This is a genomic window from Rhodococcus sp. 05-2254-6 (assembly GCF_002258565.1).
In the GTDB taxonomy this organism is placed as follows: domain Bacteria; phylum Actinomycetota; class Actinomycetes; order Mycobacteriales; family Mycobacteriaceae; genus Rhodococcoides.
In genome coordinates, this window is record NZ_NOZF01000108.1 from 102,281 (window position 1) to 120,767 (window position 18,487).

Sequence of the window (18,487 nt, forward strand, 5' to 3'; positions counted from 1 at the left end):
CGATTGGCCATAGCCGGGCCGATGAGGTTGGCTGGTTCGTTGTGGCCCACCTCGAACTCAACGACATCGTCTACTTCCTGCCCGACGGGCGGCAGTTGCTCAACGGTGTCGGGTTTCGTGTCGGCGACGGTGCCAAGACCGCCCTCATCGGGCCCAACGGAACCGGTAAGACCACGCTGACGCGCATCATCGCGGGTGACGAGACCCCCGACGAGGGATCGGTGTCGAGTTCGGGCTCGCTCGGAGTGATGCGGCAGTTCGTCGGCCAGCTACGAGACGACTCGACAGTGCGTGATCTGCTGCTGTCGGTTGCGTCCCCGGCCGTGCGGACGGCCGCCGCTGCCCTCGACACTGCCGAGAACACGATGATCGAGGTCGACGACGAGAAGACCCAGATGAAATACGCGCAGGCCCTGTCGGATTGGGGCGATGTCGGCGGTTACGACCTCGAGCCGTTCTGGGACAAGGTCACCACGGCGGCCCTCGGAATGCCGTTCGACCGCGCGAAGTGGCGCGCTGCATCGACTCTCAGTGGCGGTGAGCAGAAGCGCCTGGTGCTCGAAGCGTTGTTCGCGGGCTCGGACAATCTGTTGCTTCTCGACGAACCGGACAACTACCTCGATGTGCCGGGCAAGCGCTGGCTCGAATCGACCATTCGTGATTCCGACAAGTCCGTCCTGTTCATCAGTCACGACCGGGAGCTCATCGCCAACGCCGCGAATCGGATCGTGACCCTGGAACCGGGCGTCAGCGGTGCCACTTCCTGGGTGCACGGCGGCGGGTTCGCGACGTATCACGCTGCGCGTGAGGACCGGAATGCTCGGCTCGACGAACTGCGACGGCGGTGGGACGAGGAACTCGTCAAACTCCGTGCACTGGTGCTGCGCCTGCGGGAGAAGGCCAAGTTCAACGACGGGGTCGCTGCGCGCTACCACGCGTCTCAGACTCGATTGGCGAAGTTCGAGGAGGCCGGACCGCCGGAAGCGGTGCCGTTGAAGCAGCACGTCACCGTTCGTCTGCGCGGCGGCCGCACAGCCAAGCGCGCGTTGGTGTGTACGGCACTGGAACTGACCGGACTGATGAAGCCCTTCGACACCGAGATCTGGTACGGAGACCGCGTCGCCGTGCTGGGCTCCAACGGTTCCGGCAAATCGCACTTCCTGCGTTTGCTCGCCAACGGTGGAACCGATCCGGAGAAGGAGCACGAGCCGGTTCAGGAACTGGCACTCGATCCCGTTCCGCACACCGGCACCGCGGTGCTCGGCGCTCGCGTTCGGCCCGGCCTGTTCGCGCAGACCCACACTCGGCCCGATCTCGCGGGCAACACACTCCTCGACATCCTGCACATGGGCAACGAACACCGCGACGGCATGGGCCGGGAGGCCGCAGGCCGGGCACTGGACCGCTACGGTCTGGCCCGAGCCGCCGAACAGACCTACGACAATCTTTCCGGTGGCCAGCAGGCGCGCGTACAGATTCTGCTGCTCGAACTCTCCGGGGCCACCCTGCTGCTGCTGGACGAGCCGACCGACAACCTCGACCTGATGTCCGCCGACGCACTCGAAGACGCCATCGCCGCGTTCGACGGCACCGTCATCGCCGTGACCCACGACCGCTGGTTCGCGCGCAGCTTCGACCGATTCCTCGTGTTCGGCAGCACCGGTCAGGCCTACGAATCGAACGAGCCCGTATGGGACGAGAAGCGGGTGCAGCGCGCGCGGTAGCGTTTCCTCTCGTGAACGCGACTGACTCTCCCTATCTGGTCGGCCTCAATCTGGAAGGTCGACGCGTCGTCGTGGTCGGTGGCGGCACCGTCGCGCAGCGCCGATTGCCGCTGCTCATCTCCTGCGGTGCCGTGGTTCACGTCATCACTCGGGAGGCCACGCCCGCTGTGGAGGCGATGGCAACTGCCGGTCAGGTGACCATGGAGTTGCGTGACTATCGCGAGGGCGACCTCGCCGACGCCTGGTACGCCGTCGCGTGCACCGACGAGGCCGCGACCAACATCGCCATCGTCGCCGAGGCCACCGCGTCCAAGATCTTCTGCGTGCGAGCCGACATCGCCAAGGACGGCACCGCGGTCACCCCGGCGTCCGCCGAATGGGACGGGCTGACCCTCGGAGTGCTCGCCGGCGGTGAGCACCGTCGATCGGCCGCGGTACGCAATGCCGTCATGGAAGCCCTGCAGTCCGGTGTGGTCGCCGACTCGGACCGTGCGCCGTTGACGGGCGTCGCGCTGGTCGGGGGCGGACCCGGCGATCCGGACCTCATCACCGTCCGCGGGCGCAGGCTGCTCGCCTATGCCGATGTCGTGGTGGCCGATCGGCTCGCGCCGCCCGAGCTGCTGGCCGAACTGGGCCCGCACGTGGAGGTCATCGATGCCTCGAAGATTCCGTACGGCCGCGCGATGGCGCAGGAGGCGATCAACCAGGCGCTGATCGACGGGGCGAAGGCAGGCAAGTTCGTCGTCCGACTCAAGGGCGGGGACCCCTACGTGTTCGGTAGGGGATACGAAGAACTCGAAGCGCTCGCTGCCGAGGGAATTCCGGTCACCGTGGTGCCCGGCATCACCAGCGCCATTTCGGTGCCCTCGTCCGCCGGGATCCCGGTGACGCATCGCGCCGTCACCCACGAGTTCGTCGTTGTCAGCGGCCATGTGGCACCCGACCATCCCGATTCGCTCGTCGACTGGGACGCGTTGGCCAAACTCAAGGGCACCATCGTGTTGCTGATGGCCGTCGAACGCATCGGGCTGTTCGCCGACGTTCTCATTGCCGGTGGTCGGCCGTCCGACACCCCGGTGATCGTCGTCCAGGAAGGCACCATGCGCACCCAGCGTGAAGTTCGCGCGTCTCTGAGCACCGTCGCCGATGCGGTTCGCGACGCGGAGATCAGGCCTCCGGCGATCGTGGTCATCGGAACCGTTGCCGGTTTCTCTGTACACGCCGGTAACGTGAACGCCCGTGCCTGAATCATCGATGTCCGATACCTCCAGTACCGAGGTCAAGTACCCGGTGACGACCCGAGCGTTCGGGTTGGCGATCATCGTCCTGAGCGGCCTGCAATTGATGGTGGTGCTCGACGGCACCGTGGCCAATCTGGCACTTGCTCCGTTGCAGGCGGATCTGGGCCTGTCCGATGCCGGACGCAACTGGGTGCTCACGTCGTATGCCCTCGCCTTCGGCGGGCTGATGCTCCTCGGCGGCAGACTCGGTGATGCCTTCGGTCGCAAGAAGATGTTCCTGGCCGGCGTCGTGCTGTTCACCATCGCGTCCCTGCTGTGCGGGCTCGCGGTCAACGAGGCGACGCTGGTAGCGGCACGCGCGCTCCAGGGCGTAGGAGCCGCGGTGGCGTCGCCCACGGCGTTCGCGCTGGTGGCGACCACCTTCGCGCCGGGCCCGGTACGAAACCAGGCCATCGCGATCTACGCGGCCATGACCGGTGTCGGCTCCATCGCAGGCCTGATCATCGGCGGTGCGCTGACCGAGGTGTCGTGGCGGTGGATCTTCCTGATCAACGTGCCGATCGGTGTCGTCATCGTGGTGCTCGCAGTCGTGTCGCTGCAGGAGACGGTGGGGGCGAAGCTACCGCTCGACGTGCCGGGAGCGATTCTGGCGACGCTGGGCTGCACCGGAGTGGTGCTCGCTCTGAGCGAGGGCACCGAACTCGGCTGGACCAATCCGATCGTCATCGTCTCGCTGATCGCCGGTCTGCTCTTCCTCGGGCTGTTCCTGCTGGTCGAGCGTCGTGCCGACAACCCATTGCTGCCGTTCTCGCTGTTCGGCAGCCGAGACCGGGTGGCGACGTTCGTGGCCATCTTCTTCGCCGGTGGCGTGATGTTCTGCCTCGCCGCCTACGTGGCACTGTTCGTCCAGGACATCCTGGGATACAGCCCGTTGCATGCGGGCCTGGCGTTCGTGCCGTTCGCCTTCGGACTCGGTGCCGCCGCATTCCTCGCCTCGCAGCTGGTGACGCGCATCGCCCCACGGTGGCTGATACTGAGCGGTGCCGTCATCATGGTCGGGTGGCTGATGGTGTCGGTCGCGACGATGAACGCCGACTCGTCGTACTTCCCCGGACTGTTCTTCCCCGTCATCGGCATCGGATTCGGCGTCGGCCTGACGGTCGTGCCACTCCCGCTGTGCGCCATCGCTGGAGTCAGCCCCACCGAGATCGGCCCGTTGACCGCCATCGCCCTGGTTGCCCAGACCCTCGGCGGGCCGCTGGCGCTGGCCGTGATCGGTGCGCTGGTGACCTCTCGAACCTTGTCTCTCGGTGGCATCTCCGGACCGGCAACGTTGATGAACGACAGCCAACTCGACGCGTTGAGCTCGGGCTACATGTTCGCGCTCTTCTGCTGCGCAGTCTGCGCCGTGGTCGCGGGAATCGCTGCGGTGTTCATTCGCTTCACCCCGGAGCAGGTCGCGCAGGCACAGGCCGCTCAGGAAGACGCCCAGAAGGGCTGACGAGCAGGGCCGATCACACGCCCAGTACGGCCTTGGCGATGAGGAAGTAGACGATCAACCCCGTCGCGTCGCAGAAGGTGGAGATGAAGGGCGTCGAGAAGACCGCCGGGTCCACCCCGATCTTCTTGGCGATCAGCGGCATCGCACCGCCGACCGTGGCTGCGAGAGTGCAGATCGACAACAGCGTCGTACCGATGACGACCCCGAGGTGCCAGTCGTAGACGAGTCCGGCGATGACGAAGCCCAGGGTGCCGAGCATCGCACCCATCGTCGCGCCGACGCGAACCTCGCGAAACAGCACCGAGGCGATGTCCCGCGGTCGCACGTCACCCAGCGCAAGTGCCCGCGTGACAGTGGTCGCGGCCTGCGAGCCGGTGTTGCCGCCGGTCCCGGTCAGCAGCGGAATGAACAGCGCGAGAGTGACGACTGCGGCGAGCGCGTGCTCGAAGATCTCTAGAACCTGCACCGTGAGGATGGCCGACAGCGCCAACACCAGCAACCACACCACGCGCGAGCGAACGATGGACAGCACCGGCGTGGACAGATACGGCCGACGCAGCGGCTCCGAGCCACCCGCGCGAGCGGCGTCCTCGTCCTCGGCTTCCTCCAGGATTCGAGAGGACTGTTCGAGTGTGAGAATGCCGATCAGCCGTTGCTCGGAATCGACCACCACCACCGCAGGACTGCGGTGCTCGAAGCACAGCCGTGCAGCCTCCTCCGCCGACGAATCGGCCTCGACCACAGGATGATCCGAGTACAGATCCCCGACCGGAGTGCTCGGTGCCGCCGTCGCCAGATCGGCGAGGGTCACCACCCCCAGCAGAGTTCGGTGATCGTCGGTGATCGGCAACAGATACACCGACTCGGCGTCCGAGCCGGTCCGCCGCACGGCGACGAGTGCGTCGCCGGCGGTCGCGGCGGTCCGTAGCCGAACGAACTCCGGGCTCATCCGGCGGCCGACCGACCCGCGGTCGTACCCCAGCATGGGCGCGGTGAGTGCGCGCTCGTCGGGGGACAGGCCCACCAACAGTCGATGCGCGACATTGGAGGGGAGTTCGTCGAGCAATTCGACACGGTCGTCCGGGTCGAGATCCTCGAACAGCGCGATCACATCGTCGCTGCGCAGACTCTCGAACAACTCACCGCGAACGGTGGCGTCGAAGCGTTCGAAGACCGCCACGGCCTCGTCCTTGGGCAGAAGGCGAAACAACACCGCGCGTCGAGACGAGTCGACACGCTCGAGCATGCGCACCGCATCGGTCGTCGACAGCTCGCCCATCAGAGTGGACAGGGCGGCCATGTCACGGGCGGTGAGGAGTTCGGACGTTCGCGTCATGATGTCGTCGAGAGTTTCGGGCACAGAACCATTTTGCCTTGCGAACGGGCGGTCGACTCACATACCTCAGCGCGAGAGATCGGCCCGATCCGCCGCAGCCTGGCCCGAATCCCATCCCTCGGCGTCCAGGCGTGGGCCGCGCATCGGCTTCGCCGTCGGGAACAGTCGATCGAATTCGGCTTCGACGGCGACGGTCTGTGCGGCGAGTATCGGTAGTAGATCACCGGATTCGTGACTCGCCTCCTCGAGGGCGTTCGCATCGGCGTCGGTCAGACGGTCTCCGATACGGACGGCGTACGCGTACAGGAATGCCTTGCCGAACGCCGCCGATCCGGCCTTCTTGCGCTTCTTCGCCTGCGGTGAATGCCCGAGGGCGCGTGTGGCCTGAACGAGCAGAGAGGTGAACAGCAACTCGGTTTGCTCCACGTCCACCGGCGCTCCGACCAGAGTTGCGACGGCGAACTCCGGGTCCCAGATCGCCTTGACGCGGTTGGCGGTTCCGACGACGTGCAACAGCTGCGCCTTGGCCGGGGCATGCGGGCCGTCGACATGAACGCGTCGGCCGTGAATATCGATGTGGCCCTGCGAGAGCAACATGGTGTCGATGGAGTAGCGCGTCATCAACTCCTGCGCCTTGGCCGTCAGCGTCTCGGCCTCCTCCTCGAAGTCCGTGGCGTCGGCCTTGGCCAGTAAGCCGCGAATCTTGCTCAGCATCTTGGTGTTCGGGGAGTCGGAACCGGAAACACCCGTCACCGTGGGACGAGTGCGCGGCCACTGGGACGGTTTCGGGCCGAGCTGAGGCCACCGGGGGAGTGTCTGCCATCGACCGAGCAGGGTCAGTACGTCGAGCCACTGATCACTGGCCGCGATGTAATCGGTCTTACCGGAAGAGGTCAGGTACGCGGTCAGGAAATCGGGCGTGGACTCGACCCGGGCCGCAACCTTCGGGAACTGCTCGCAGATCGTGGACATCTGATCCACCCAGTCCTGTGGAGCCCGCGAGTCCGCGTCGGCGAGATCGGCCTGATGCAGCAGTACCGCGGCAGCGAGATCGGCCACGGCCACCGTGTGCTGACGCCGCACGACGTGCACCAGATCCATGGGCTGCCAACCGTTTTCGTACATCGTCTCGATCATGTTCGTCAGCGCGCGAGAGCCGAGTTCGGTCGCGTCCATCGAGACCAGTCGATCCGCGACGTCGTCGGCGACGCGTTGGCTCTTGGTCTTGCCGACCGAGGCGTCGGCGCCGCGGCGGAGCAGTCCAGGAATCTCGCTCATTCGGTGAGCACGATCAATTCGGTGCTCGATGCCACTTCGACTCGCAGTCCGGCCTTGGACGCCACGCGCGCAACGGCTTTCACGTCCTTCGGCTCGGCGGTGGTCAGAGTCAACGCGCGTGCCAGCAGGCCCTTGTGATGCTTGTTGAAGTGGCTCACCACCGAACGGGTGCCGTCGGGCTTCTCGGTGAGCACCGTGGCGGTGATCGCACCGGGGACGGGACCGAGCTGCTGGTAGGTGCCGGATCGGAGGTCGACGACGATCCCCTCGTCCTCGGCGTCGATGGCGTCGGAGAGTTCGGGCTTCCAGTGTGAGCGCAGGGTGCCGAAATTCGGAACGGTCGATCCACCGGAGAGTCGGTAGTACGGAATCGGGTCGCAGGCACGGACGGCTCCGAACAGGGCCGAGCCGATCCACAGCCGCGCGTCCGCTCGGGCGCGACCGGCCCGAGTGAACGACGCCGCATCGAGGGCGTCGTAGAGCACGCCGGTGTACCGCTGCAGCGCAGGTGTGGTCGGTGAGGTCCACACTCGGGCGTTGCGTTCGATCTCGTCCTTCTGGGTGGGGCCGAGGCCGAGCGCCGCGATCGATGCATCGACGTCGCCGGCGAGTTCCACCAGCGCGTCGGCGAGCTTTCGGCGGAGCGGTGTCAACGTGGGCAACGACAGTCGGTCCAGATCGAGAGGTGCTCCGGAACCGCCGTCGGACTTCGTCTCGGAGGGAGGCAGCAGAATCAGCACGGGCACGAGGCTACTCACTGTACGGCCGCCTGCTCACAGGCACTGCGTGAGCGACTAGTCTGACAACCCGTGATCACCCGTCTTTCGCAGTTGTTCCTTCGTACCCTTCGCGACGACCCCGCCGACGCCGAGGTCGACAGCCACAAGCTGTTGGTCCGCGCCGGCTATGTCCGTCGTATCGCGCCTGGCGTCTACTCCTGGTTGCCGCTGGGTCTGCGGGTGCTGCGGCAGGTCGAGCGTGTCGTGCGCGAGGAGATGAACGCTATCGGTGCGCAGGAGATTTCTCTGCCCGCACTGCTGCCGCGCGAGCCGTACGAGACCACCAATCGGTGGACCGAATACGGCGACGCGTTGTTCCGGCTGCAGGACCGCAAGGGCAACGACATGCTGCTCGGTCCCACCCACGAGGAATTGTTCGCGTTGACGGTCAAGGCCGAATACAACTCGTACAAGGACCTGCCGGTCACGCTGTATCAGATTCAGACCAAGTACCGCGACGAGGAACGTCCCCGCGCCGGCATTCTGCGTGGCCGCGAATTCGTGATGAAGGACTCGTACTCCTTCGACATGGACGAGGACGGACTGAAGAAGTCCTACGCCGCCCACCGCGAGGCGTACCAGCGCATATTCGCCCGCCTCGGTGTCAGCTACGTCATCGTCGCCGCGACGTCCGGTGCCATGGGAGGCAGTGCCTCCGAGGAATTCCTGGCCGAGAGCGACATCGGTGAGGACACCTACGTGCGCTGCATCGAATCGGGATACGCGGCCAACGTCGAGGCCGTCACCACTCCGGTACCGGCGCCGCTGCCCATCGAGGGGCAGCCGGCCGCCGTCGACCACGAGACCGGCGACACCCCGACCATCGCGACCCTGGTGGAGTGGGCCAACTCCGCGGATCTCGGACGCACCGTCACCGGCGCGGACACGCTCAAGAACATTCTGCTCAAGGTGCGCAACGCCGAAGGGGAGTGGGAACTGCTCGCCGTCGGCCTGCCCGGTGACCGAGAGGTCGACGAGAAGCGCCTCGAAGCGTCTCTCGAGCCTGCCGAGTTCGCCCTGTTGACCGACGCGGACTTCGCTGCCAATCCGTTCCTCGTCAAGGGGTACATCGGGCCCCGCGCGTTGCAGGCCAACGGTGTTCGCTACCTCGTCGACCCGAGGGTCGTCGACGGAACGTCGTGGATCACCGGCGCGGACGTCAAGGGCAAGCACGTGGTGAACCTCGTCGCCGGTCGCGATTTCGTTCCCGACGGCACCATCGAAGCAGCCGAGGTGCGCGACGGCGACATGTCTCCCGACGGTCGCGGCCCGCTCGTCAGTGCTCGCGGAATCGAGATCGGGCACATCTTCCAGCTCGGCTACAAGTACACCGATGCGTTCTCGGTCGACGTCCTCGGTGAGACCGGCAAGCCGGTTCGCCTGACTCAGGGTTCGTACGGTGTGGGCGTCTCCCGTCTGGTCGCCGTGATCGCCGAGCAGATGCACGACGACAAGGGTCTGCGATGGCCGTCGGAGGTTGCGCCCGCCGATGTCCATCTGGTGATCGCGAACAAGGACGACGCGGCTCGCGCCGGTGCGGAATCGATTGCGACACAACTCGATACGCAGGGCATCGAGGTACTCTTCGATGATCGCAAGGCCTCACCAGGAGTGAAGTTCAAGGACTCGGAACTGATCGGCGTCCCGCTGGTGGTCGTTCTCGGCCGTGGCTGGGCCGACGGCAAGGTCGAGATCCGCGATCGCTTCTCCGGTGAGAGTCGCGAGCTGGACATCGACTCGGCGGTCGGGGAGATCGTGAAGGCCGTGCGCCGCACTCCGTAGAACAGTCTCGCGATCTCTCTGCGCGGTTGTTTACCCGCTGGTAGCTTCGGGTCAACGACTATGAGAGGTCACCACGTGTCTCACTTTGCGCTGTTCGATCCCACGACCTTCGATCCGGCCGAGCTCGACGAGGATTCTCGCCGACAATTGCGTGCGCTGATCGACTGGTTCGAGAGTCGCGGCAAAGGCAGGCTGTTGGCGGACGATCTCGACAGCGTATGGCCGGCCGACTTTCTGGAATTCGTCGCCGAGCAGAAGTTGTTCGCGACGTTCTCCACGCCCGCCGTCTATGCGGACGGGTCGCCGAACACGCGCTGGGACGCCGCTCGCAATGCCGCGCTGAGCGAGGTTCTCGGGTTCTACGGTCTGGCCTACTGGTACACCTGGCAGGTCACCGTGCTGGGTCTCGGTCCCATCTGGATGAGCGCCAACGACGACGCCAAACGCCGCGCCGCACGCGAGCTGGACCGCGGCGGGGTGATGGCGTTCGGTCTGTCCGAGCGCGCGCACGGAGCCGACGTCTACTCCACCGACATGCTGTTGACGCCCGCGACCGAGGACTCCGAGCTCGAGTTCACCGCGTCGGGGGAGAAGTACTACATCGGAAACGGCAACGTGGCGAACATGGTCTCGGTGTTCGGCCGACGTACCGACGTCGAAGGACCCGATTCGTACGTGTTCTTCGTGGCCGACAGTGCGCACCCGGCCTATCGGCTCCGCGAGAGCGTCGTTCACGGTCAGATGTACGTCAGCACGTTCGCACTCGAGAACTACCCCGTCCGGCGACAGGACATCCTGCACACCGGTGCCGACGCGTTCTCGGCAGCTCTCAACACGGTCAACGTCGGAAAGTTCAACCTGTGCACCGGATCCATCGGCATCTGTGAGCACGCCTTCCACGAGGCGATCACGCATGCGAACAACAGAATTCTGTACGGCAATCGGGTCACCGACTTTCCGCACGTGCGCAGTGCGTTCGTCGATGCCTATTCGCGCTTGATCGCGATGAAGCTCTTCAGCGCGCGGGCACTGGACTACTTCCGTGCCGCAGGGCCCGAGGACCGGCGCTACCTGCTGTTCAACCCGATGACGAAGGCGAAGGTGACCTCGGAGGGCGAAACCGTCGTGCGGCTGCTGCACGACGTCATCGCGGCCAAGGGCTACGAGAAGAACACCTACTTCCGCGAAGCCGCCCAGCTGATCGGAACACTGCCCAAGCTCGAGGGCACGGTGCACGTCAACGTGGCGCTGATGCTCAAATTCATGCCGGCCTACATGTTCTCGCCCACCGACTATCCGGACGTCGGTACCCGAACCGAGCCGGTCGACGACAGCTTCTTTTTCGCCCAGGGGCCGGCCCGCGGTGCGAGTTCGGTGCGGTTCCACGACTGGAAGCCGTTGTACGAGAAGCACTCCGGCATCCCCAATGTGGGACGCTTCTACGAGCAGGCACAGGCATTCACCTCGTTCCTCGCCAAGTGTGCGCCCGACGAGTCCCAGCAGAAGGACCTCGATTTCCTGCTGGTGGTGGGTCACCTGTTCTCGCTCGTGGTCTACGGTCACCTTCTGCTCGAGCAGGCCGACGAGATCTCGTCCGAGATGATGGACCAGATCTTCGACTTCCAGATCAGAGACTTCTCCGGCTATGCCGTCGCGCTGTACGGGAAGCCGTCATCGACTGGAGCGCAACAGCAGTGGGCGCTCGATTCGATTCGCAAGCCGGTGGTCGACGCGGGGCGTTTCGAGACGGTCTGGAACGAGGTCGTCTCGTACGACGGTCGGTACGAGATGCGTCCCTAGCGCCGACGCTCAGCCGGGATCGGCCGGGACCAGATTGGTTCCGAACGCGCACACCGTCATCTCGTGCAGTCCGGCGCTGTCGTTCGGATGCTCGAGCGCCTGCATCGACATGAGGACGTTGAGCAGCATCCCGTGCGCGATGAACTGCCGTGCCTGATCCTCGGAACAACCTGTGCCGGCACGTATCTGGCTGTAGATGGCGCCCATTCCCTCCCGGGCTGCCCGGCCGATCTCGGGTACCGAGCCTGCGCCGAATCCGTGCATCATGACCATCAACAGGTCGCGATCGGCCACCAGATCGGCATAGGCGGAACCGAGATTCGCCCAGGTGCTGTCGTCTTCGGGGTCGAGCGGGCCCGCCGCCAGCACGGCATCGAACGCGGCCATGATGCCGTCGACGGAGCGTTGGAACACCAGACGAAACAACTCGACCTTGGTGCCGAACATGCGGACCACATACGGCTGAGAGACGCCCGCTTCCTTCGCGACCGCATCGGTACTGGTGCCGGCGTAACCCCCGCGCGCGAACGCGCGCATCGCTGCGTCGAGCACGAGCTCTCGGCGGTCGGCCGCATCCATGCGGGTGGCTCTGGGCTTGGGCGCTGACGGGTCGGACATGTTGACAGGTTATCAGTTGATAACTTACGGTCTCGAATAAGTAATCATTCGATGCTTACAAGCGCGAGACGGGACGACCGCAATGACCGCCACAGACTCTCCACCTGCAGTGCAGCCCGCCACTCGGAACGTTCCCGTGTGGCTCGGCATCCTCGCAGCATCCTTGCCGATGTTCATGGCAACCCTCGACAATCTGGTGATGACCAGCGCACTACCGGTCATTCAGCAGGACCTGAACGCCTCTGTCGGACAACTGCAGTGGTTCCTCAACGCGTACACCCTCAGCTTCGCCACCTTCATGCTGACGGCGGCGACGCTCGGCGACAGGTGGGGCAGGCGCGCGGTATTCCTCGGCGGCATCGCGGTCTTCACTCTTGCCTCGGTGGCCAGCGCGCTCGCTGCGAGTCCAGCGATGCTCATCGCCGCGCGCGCCGTGCAGGGAATCGGTGCCGCCGCGATCATGCCGTTGTCCCTGGCGTTGCTCGCCGCGGTGGTACCGGTGGGCAAGCGCGCGATGGCAATCGGGATCTGGGGTGGAGTCTCCGGACTCGGCGTCGCGCTGGGACCGGTGGTCGGCGGAGCCGTCGTCGACGGGATTTCCTGGCAGGCGATCTTCTGGATCAACGTTCCGGTGGCCCTCTTCGCAGTTCCGCTGGCGTACGTCGCGCTGAAGGAAACAGCAGGGCGCATCCAACCGCTCGATCTGCCCGGCGTGGTCCTCGCAGGCGGCGGTGTCTTCCTCCTGGTGTGGGCGGTGGTCCACGGCAACGACGACGGGTGGGCGTCGGCCACGGTGCTCGCCGGTTTCATCGGCTCGGCGGTGCTGCTCGTGGCGTTCGTTCTGCGCGCCTCGCGCACCCGACACTCGGTACTGCCGCTCGCACTCTTTCGTTCGCGCAGCTTCACCATCGCCAACATCATCGGAATCACGTTCTCGCTCGGCATGTTCGGGGCGGTGTTCCTCCTCGCGCAATACCTGCAGATCGTGATGAACTACACGCCGTTCCAGGCGGGCCTACGCACGCTGCCGTGGACCGCCGCACCGATGGTGGTCGCACCGATCGCAGGTCTGCTTGCCGAGCGCGTCGGACTGCGTGGGCTGTTGGTCGGCGGCCTGTCGCTGCAGTCGGTCTCGCTCGTGTGGATGGCGCTGATCCTGGGACCCGACACCGAGTATTCGTCGATGGTCCCGGCCCTGCTGATGGCGGGAGTGGGCATGGGGCTGACGTTCGCACCGTCCGCCACCGCAGTGCTGCGGGACATGAAGGACGACGATCACGCCACCGCCAGCAGCGCCAACTCCACTGTGCGGGAGGTGGGTATCGCACTCGGCATCGCGGTATTGACAGCGGTGTTCATCGGAGCCGGTGGATCACTGACGCCCACCGGTTACACCGACGCCTTGGCACCCGCTCTGCTCGTCGGCGCTGGGGCAGTGGCGATCGGACTGGTGGCGGCGTTGTTCATGCCGGGGCGTTCCGTCGGATCGGCACACGTGCTCACGGTTGGCCGGGAAATGCCGTCGACGACGGACTGACTCCCAGAATTTGCTGCCACGTCGCGAGACGAATCGCGGCGTCGGTCAGCGCTTGAACACCCATGTCGCGGGTCGCTCCCGACCTGCTGCGTTCGATCAGCGAACGCCACGCGATGCTGGTGTCGATCTCGGCTTGCGCGGCCAACTGCGCGGCCGAGATCGCGTCGGTCACCGGGAACGGGGACGCATACGCCGGATCGGGCAGCGGCACAGTGACACTCGCCGCCCGGAGTGCATCGATGGTCGCGTCTCGACGCGCGCGGTGGGCGGCAGTGTTCGACGCCACCAGATCTGCTCGCGTGGGATTGGAGAATGCCGCGACGACGCCGTAGGCGAACACCGCCGCATACTCGGCGGCCAGTGCATCGACGAGGCCTTGCTGTTCCGGGCCGAGATCGCTCATGCCAGCACCACCAGGGCCGAGACCGTGCACGAGGCGCTGATGGAACCGAGAAGGCCTGCTCGGTAACCGCTTTCGTTGCGAGCCGCATCTGCCGCGCTGCGAGCGGAGGCCGTCAACATCTCTCGCACGGCGGCGAGATCGGGCGGCGGCGTCGTGGGAACGGGTGTCGTGGTGGCCGTGACCGACGACGTCTCGGTCGAGGCACCGGTGGCGCGGGCGATCTCGGCGTCGAGCGCATCGGCGTGCTCGGTCCGCTGCGCCGCAACGATCCCCAGGGCGGCGGCGTAGTCGGCGATCACCGTCGCGGCCGCGGTGGCATCCGCGGCGTCGGCGCGGGCAGCGCGCAACTGCGCAGTCAGGGTGTCGAGGGCAGGACCCGAGATCGTCTCCTGACCGCAGGCCGCAACAGTCGACACGGTGGCCGCGGACAGAGCAGCGACGCCGGCGAGTCGGAACAACCCGCGGCGACTGAGCGCGAAGGGGACGGTCGGCGTTGGCACTCCGATATCGTGCCAGACCGCGGCGCTCGCACGTGCCGTGCCCGTGTGTCGCGTCGGCCGATCGTGGTCACGAGCACTGCCTGCGGGGCGGTAGGCTGTTGGTTCACCAAACGCAGTCCTGCTGCCGTACGCCGGATCGCCCACAACTACACACGAGGAGTTCGCGACATGCCTGTTCCGTCCAAGGAAAGGGTTGTCGAACTGCTCGCCGACCTCGTTCGAGAACGGGGTTACGACCTCGAAGACGTGAACGTCGTCGCCGCAGGAAAGCACAGTGCAGTGCGGATCATGGTCGATCGCGAAGAGGGAATCGACCTCGACGCTCTCCCGGAACTGAGCCGCGAGATCTCGGATGCCTTCGATGCCGTGACGGATTTCGGGGAAGCTCCGTACACGTTGGAAGTCACCACCCCCGGAATCGACCGCCCACTGACCGAGGCACGGCATTGGCGTCGGGCTCGCGGACGCAAAGTGCGTATCGAACTGGCCGACGGCAAGTTCGACGGTCGCGTCGGGGTACTCGACGGCGATTCGGTCACCGTGGTGATCAAGGAGAAGGGTGTGCTGTCGACTCGCCCCGTTGCCTTGTCCGATGTTGTGAAAGCTGTTGTACAGGTGGAGTTCTCCCGGCCGAGCGCCGAAGAGATGGACCTGGCGGGTGGCGTGGTCGGCAGTAGGCCGTCACCCGCGAACACCGATGAGATCGTGGACGTGGAAGCACCGGAAGAAGGGTCGGACAAGTGAATATCGACATAGCCGCATTGCGTGCCATCGAGGCGGACAAGGGAATTCCGATCGAGATGGTGATCTCGACGATCCAGACTGCGCTGCTGACGGCCTACCGGCACACCGAGGGTCACCAGTCCAACGCTTGGATCGACGTCGATCGCAAGACCGGCTCCGTTCGGGTGATGGCCAAGGAACTCGACGCCGACGGCAATCTGATCTCCGAATGGGACGACACCCCCGAAGGCTTCGGACGCATTGCGGCAACCACGGCGCGTCAGGTCATCCTGCAGCGCCTGCGCGACGCCGAGCACGAGCGGTCGTTCGGTGAGTACTCCACGCACGAGGGTGAGATCGTCAACGGTGTCATCCAGCGTGACACGCGTGCCAATGCGAAGGGCACCGTGATCGTCCGTATCGGAAGTGACGCCAACGGAGCCGACGGCCTGCTGCCGCCCGCAGAGCAGGTGCCGGGCGAGAGCTACGAGCACGGCGAGCGCATCAAGTGCTACGTCGTCGGAGTCGCCCGGGGAAACCGGGGTCCGCAGATCACGCTCTCGCGCACGCACCCGAATCTGGTGCGCAAGCTGTTCGCCCTCGAGGTTCCCGAGATCGCCGACGGCTCGGTCGACATCGTGGCAGTGGCTCGCGAGTCGGGGCACCGCTCGAAGATCGCCGTCGCGTCCACCGTGTCCGGGCTCAACGCCAAGGGTGCCTGCATCGGACCGATGGGTCAGCGCGTGCGCAACGTGATGAGCGAACTGGCAGGCGAGAAGATCGACATCATCGACTTCGACGAGGACCCGGCCACGTTCGTCGGGAATGCACTGTCCCCGTCGAAAGTTGTTTCGGTGACCGTCGTCGACGCGGTTGCTCGTGCGGCCCGTGTCGTGGTTCCCGAGTACCAGCTCTCTCTGGCCATCGGCAAGGAAGGGCAGAACGCTCGACTGGCTGCTCGATTGACCGGTTGGCGCATCGACATCCGCAGCGATGCGGCGGCACCCGAGACGACCAGCGCGTAGGGCCGGAATGCGGAGTTCGGGGCAATACAGCGGTAGAGTGGTCGATGGTTCGGTAACGACCTCTCCGCCCAGGGGCATGAACGCGAGTATCCGGCAGTGACAAGCCGGCCGATTCGTACATGCATCGGGTGCAGGGAGCGAGTGCCGGCCGCCGATCTGTTGAGGATCGTGGTTCGAGAAGCTGGTTCGCACGAATTCGCTCTCGTCCCCGATGTCCGGCATTCGATGTCCGGCCGTGGTGCGTGGTTGCACTACAACCGAGAGTGCCTGCACAATGCGGAACGACGCCGAGTCTTCGGTCGTGCGTTTCGGATATCGGGAAATGTGGAATCGTCCGCAGTGACAGCCGTGCTCGACGAGCACGAACAACTGCAGGTCGAGGACACGACAAGAGCAACACCCGTCGACAAGAACAGGCAACAGCACTGATGAGCACACCGTGAAGCACCAACGATGAACGTCCATCGGAGATAACCCGAGGTCGTGCGGGCACCAAGCCTCGCTCGGCCTCTCAGTGAGGAGAGCAGTGGCAGGCAAGGCCCGCGTGCACGAGTTGGCAAAAGAACTCGGTGTCACCAGTAAGGAACTACTCGCACGGCTCAAAGAGCAAGGCGAGTTCGTCAAGTCCGCATCATCCACAGTCGAAGCCCCCGTGGCGCGTCGACTGCGTGAATCCTTCCCGTCCGAGAACACGGACGCGTCGGCACCGGCCGCAGCTGCACCGAACGGTCGCGCAGCGGCCGATCGGGCAGCGAGCAGCACCGCGAAGCCGGGTGCCGCCAAACCGGGCGGACCCCGTCCCGGCCCCAAGCCGGCACCGCGTCCGGCAGAGCCGGAAGCACCCGCAGCGCAAGCTCCCGTGGAGGCAGCACCCGCTGCACCCGCGACTCCGGCTGCCGCGCCGGCTCCGGCCCCCGCAGCGCCTACCCCCGAGCCCGCAGCTCCGGCCGCTCCGGTCGAGCAGGCTCCCGCCGCGTCGGCTGCCACCAGCGACGCTGCCTCGGCCCCGGCCGCTCCGAAGCCCGCAGGTCCCGGCCCCAAGCCCGGCCCCAAGGCTCCGCGTGTCGGTAACAACCCGTACTCCTCGGCTCCCGTGGAGCGTCCAGCTCCTCGACCCGCTCCCGGTGCTCCGCGCCCCGGTGGCGGACGCCCCGCTCCCGGACAAGGTGGGCCTCGTCCCGCAACACCGTCCGGTGGCAGTCGTCCGGCTCCAGGGCAGGGTGGGCCCCGTCCCGCACCGGGCCAGGCCGGACCTCGTCCGAGCCCCGGCTCGATGCCTCCTCGTCCCAACCCCGGTGCCATGCCGACCCGTTCGGCACGTCCCGGCCCCGCAGCAGGTCGCCCCGGTCGTCCCGGTGGTGCTCCGGGCGGACGCCCGGGCGGCGGCGGTGGCGGTGGCTACCGCGGTGGCGGCGCTCCCGGCGCTCCCGGTGGTGCCCCCGCAGGCGGCGCTCCCGCAGGTGGTTTCCGTGGTCGTCCCGGTGGCGGTGGACGCCCCGGTCAGCGCGGCGCAGCAGCAGGTGCATTCGGTCGTCCCGGCGGAGCAGTTCGTCGTGGCCGCAAGTCGAAGCGGGCGAAGCGCGCCGAGTACGAGAGCATGCAGGCTCCCGCAGTCGGCGGCGTCAGGCTGCCCCGCGGCAACGGTGAGACCATTCGTCTCGCCCGCGGCGCATCGCTGTCGGACTTCGCGGACAAGATCGACGCGAACCCGGCTGCACTGGTGCAAGCCCTGTTCAACCTCGGTGAGATGGTCACTGCGACGCAGTCCGTCAACGACGAGACGCTGGAGCTTCTCGGCGGCGAGATGAACTACGTCGTTCAGGTCGTCAGTCCCGAGGACGAAGATCGTGAGCTGCTGGACTCGTTCGATCTCACCTACGGCGAGGATGCCGGCGGCGAGGACGATCTGGAGCAGCGTCCCCCGGTGGTCACCGTCATGGGCCACGTCGATCACGGTAAGACGCGACTGTTGGACTCGATTCGCAACACCACGGTGCGCGAAGGCGAGGCCGGTGGAATCACGCAGCACATCGGTGCGTACCAGGTGCTGACCGAGCTCGAAGGCAACGAGCGTCTCGTGACGTTCATCGACACCCCCGGTCACGAGGCCTTCACGGCCATGCGTGCCCGTGGTGCCAAGGCCACCGACCTCGCGATCCTGGTGGTGGCAGCCGACGACGGCGTCATGCCGCAGACGGTGGAGGCCATCAACCACGCACAGGCAGCCGACGTGCCGATCG

Annotated in this window: 16 protein-coding genes; 10 read left to right on the forward strand and 6 right to left on the reverse strand. The window is 66.1% G+C overall.

Annotated elements, in window-relative coordinates:
- Nucleotides 1-41 precede the first annotated feature (41 nt).
- Genes CH256_RS13415 through CH256_RS13425 form a run of 3 tightly spaced genes read left to right on the forward strand, consistent with a single transcriptional unit; the run spans nucleotide 42 to nucleotide 4,466 of the window.
- A complete protein-coding gene (locus CH256_RS13415; RefSeq protein ID WP_094669823.1) occupies nucleotides 42-1,724 on the forward strand; it encodes an ATP-binding cassette domain-containing protein in 1,683 nt (560 codons plus the stop codon).
- A complete protein-coding gene (gene cobA / locus CH256_RS13420; RefSeq protein WP_094642163.1) occupies nucleotides 1,691-2,971 on the forward strand; it encodes a uroporphyrinogen-III C-methyltransferase in 1,281 nt (426 codons plus the stop codon). Before CH256_RS13415 ends, cobA begins: the two co-directional genes overlap by 34 nt.
- Nucleotides 2,972-2,978: 7 nt before the next feature.
- Nucleotides 2,979-4,466 carry an MFS transporter gene (locus tag CH256_RS13425; RefSeq protein WP_094642161.1) on the forward strand — a complete coding sequence of 496 codons (1,488 nt, stop codon included), beginning with the start codon at nucleotides 2,979-2,981 and terminating at the stop codon, nucleotides 4,464-4,466.
- 13 nt (nucleotides 4,467-4,479) lie between these two features.
- On the opposite strand, the gene mgtE is transcribed toward CH256_RS13425, so the two are convergent.
- Genes mgtE through yaaA form a run of 3 tightly spaced genes read right to left on the reverse strand, consistent with a single transcriptional unit; the run spans nucleotide 4,480 to nucleotide 7,820 of the window.
- Entirely contained in the window at nucleotides 4,480-5,826 is a 1,347-nt protein-coding gene (gene mgtE, locus CH256_RS13430; protein WP_094669824.1) for a magnesium transporter, read from the reverse strand.
- Nucleotides 5,827-5,868: 42 nt separating this feature from the next.
- On the reverse strand, nucleotides 5,869-7,080 hold the full coding sequence (locus tag CH256_RS13435) for a DUF2786 domain-containing protein (protein WP_094669825.1): 1,212 nt from the start codon (nucleotides 7,078-7,080) through the stop codon (nucleotides 5,869-5,871).
- A complete protein-coding gene (gene yaaA, locus CH256_RS13440; protein ID WP_068050222.1) occupies nucleotides 7,077-7,820 on the reverse strand; it encodes a peroxide stress protein YaaA in 744 nt (247 codons plus the stop codon). Before yaaA ends, CH256_RS13435 begins: the two co-directional genes overlap by 4 nt.
- A 69-nt stretch (nucleotides 7,821-7,889) precedes the next feature.
- Between yaaA and CH256_RS13445 the strand changes: the two genes are divergently transcribed.
- Together CH256_RS13445 and CH256_RS13450 are read left to right on the forward strand one after the other, a co-directional pair.
- Nucleotides 7,890-9,641 carry a proline--tRNA ligase gene (locus CH256_RS13445; RefSeq protein ID WP_094669826.1) on the forward strand — a complete coding sequence of 584 codons (1,752 nt, stop codon included), beginning with the start codon at nucleotides 7,890-7,892 and terminating at the stop codon, nucleotides 9,639-9,641.
- 60 nt (nucleotides 9,642-9,701) lie between these two features.
- Nucleotides 9,702-11,441: an acyl-CoA dehydrogenase family protein gene (locus CH256_RS13450; RefSeq protein WP_094669827.1), complete on the forward strand. Its 1,740-nt coding sequence runs from the start codon at nucleotides 9,702-9,704 to the stop codon at nucleotides 11,439-11,441.
- Between the two features lie 9 nt (nucleotides 11,442-11,450).
- Here the strand turns inward: CH256_RS13450 and CH256_RS13455 are convergent, their stop codons facing one another.
- Nucleotides 11,451-12,059 carry a TetR/AcrR family transcriptional regulator gene (locus CH256_RS13455; RefSeq protein WP_256989436.1) on the reverse strand — a complete coding sequence of 203 codons (609 nt, stop codon included), beginning with the start codon at nucleotides 12,057-12,059 and terminating at the stop codon, nucleotides 11,451-11,453.
- A gap of 82 nt (nucleotides 12,060-12,141) precedes the next feature.
- Here CH256_RS13455 and CH256_RS13460 point away from each other — a divergent pair, with 82 nt between their 5' ends.
- Nucleotides 12,142-13,596, forward strand: coding sequence for a DHA2 family efflux MFS transporter permease subunit (locus CH256_RS13460; RefSeq protein WP_094669829.1), 1,455 nt, complete (start codon nucleotides 12,142-12,144; stop codon nucleotides 13,594-13,596).
- Here CH256_RS13460 and CH256_RS13465 read toward each other — a convergent pair.
- Both CH256_RS13465 and CH256_RS13470 read right to left on the reverse strand, forming a co-directional pair.
- Nucleotides 13,559-13,999 (reverse strand): ferritin-like domain-containing protein, encoded by a 441-nt coding sequence (locus tag CH256_RS13465; protein WP_094669830.1) that lies wholly within the window; start codon nucleotides 13,997-13,999, stop codon nucleotides 13,559-13,561. The genes CH256_RS13460 and CH256_RS13465 overlap by 38 nt on opposite strands.
- Nucleotides 13,996-14,499 carry a hypothetical protein gene (locus tag CH256_RS13470; RefSeq protein ID WP_094669831.1) on the reverse strand — a complete coding sequence of 168 codons (504 nt, stop codon included), beginning with the start codon at nucleotides 14,497-14,499 and terminating at the stop codon, nucleotides 13,996-13,998. Before CH256_RS13470 ends, CH256_RS13465 begins: the two co-directional genes overlap by 4 nt.
- Before the next feature lie 168 nt (nucleotides 14,500-14,667).
- Between CH256_RS13470 and rimP the strand changes: the two genes are divergently transcribed.
- From rimP to CH256_RS13490, 4 genes are all read left to right on the forward strand, one after another.
- Entirely contained in the window at nucleotides 14,668-15,243 is a 576-nt protein-coding gene (gene rimP, locus CH256_RS13475; protein WP_094642141.1) for a ribosome maturation factor RimP, read from the forward strand.
- A complete protein-coding gene (nusA, locus tag CH256_RS13480; RefSeq protein ID WP_068050201.1) occupies nucleotides 15,240-16,247 on the forward strand; it encodes a transcription termination factor NusA in 1,008 nt (335 codons plus the stop codon). The genes rimP and nusA overlap by 4 nt, the downstream gene beginning before the upstream one ends.
- A gap of 96 nt (nucleotides 16,248-16,343) precedes the next feature.
- Nucleotides 16,344-16,676 carry a YlxR family protein gene (locus tag CH256_RS13485; RefSeq protein WP_068050199.1) on the forward strand — a complete coding sequence of 111 codons (333 nt, stop codon included), beginning with the start codon at nucleotides 16,344-16,346 and terminating at the stop codon, nucleotides 16,674-16,676.
- 97 nt (nucleotides 16,677-16,773) lie between these two features.
- Nucleotides 16,774-18,487, forward strand: a 1,714-nt coding sequence (locus CH256_RS13490) for a translation initiation factor IF-2 N-terminal domain-containing protein (protein ID WP_143536576.1), incomplete at its 3' end; no start/stop codon positions are given.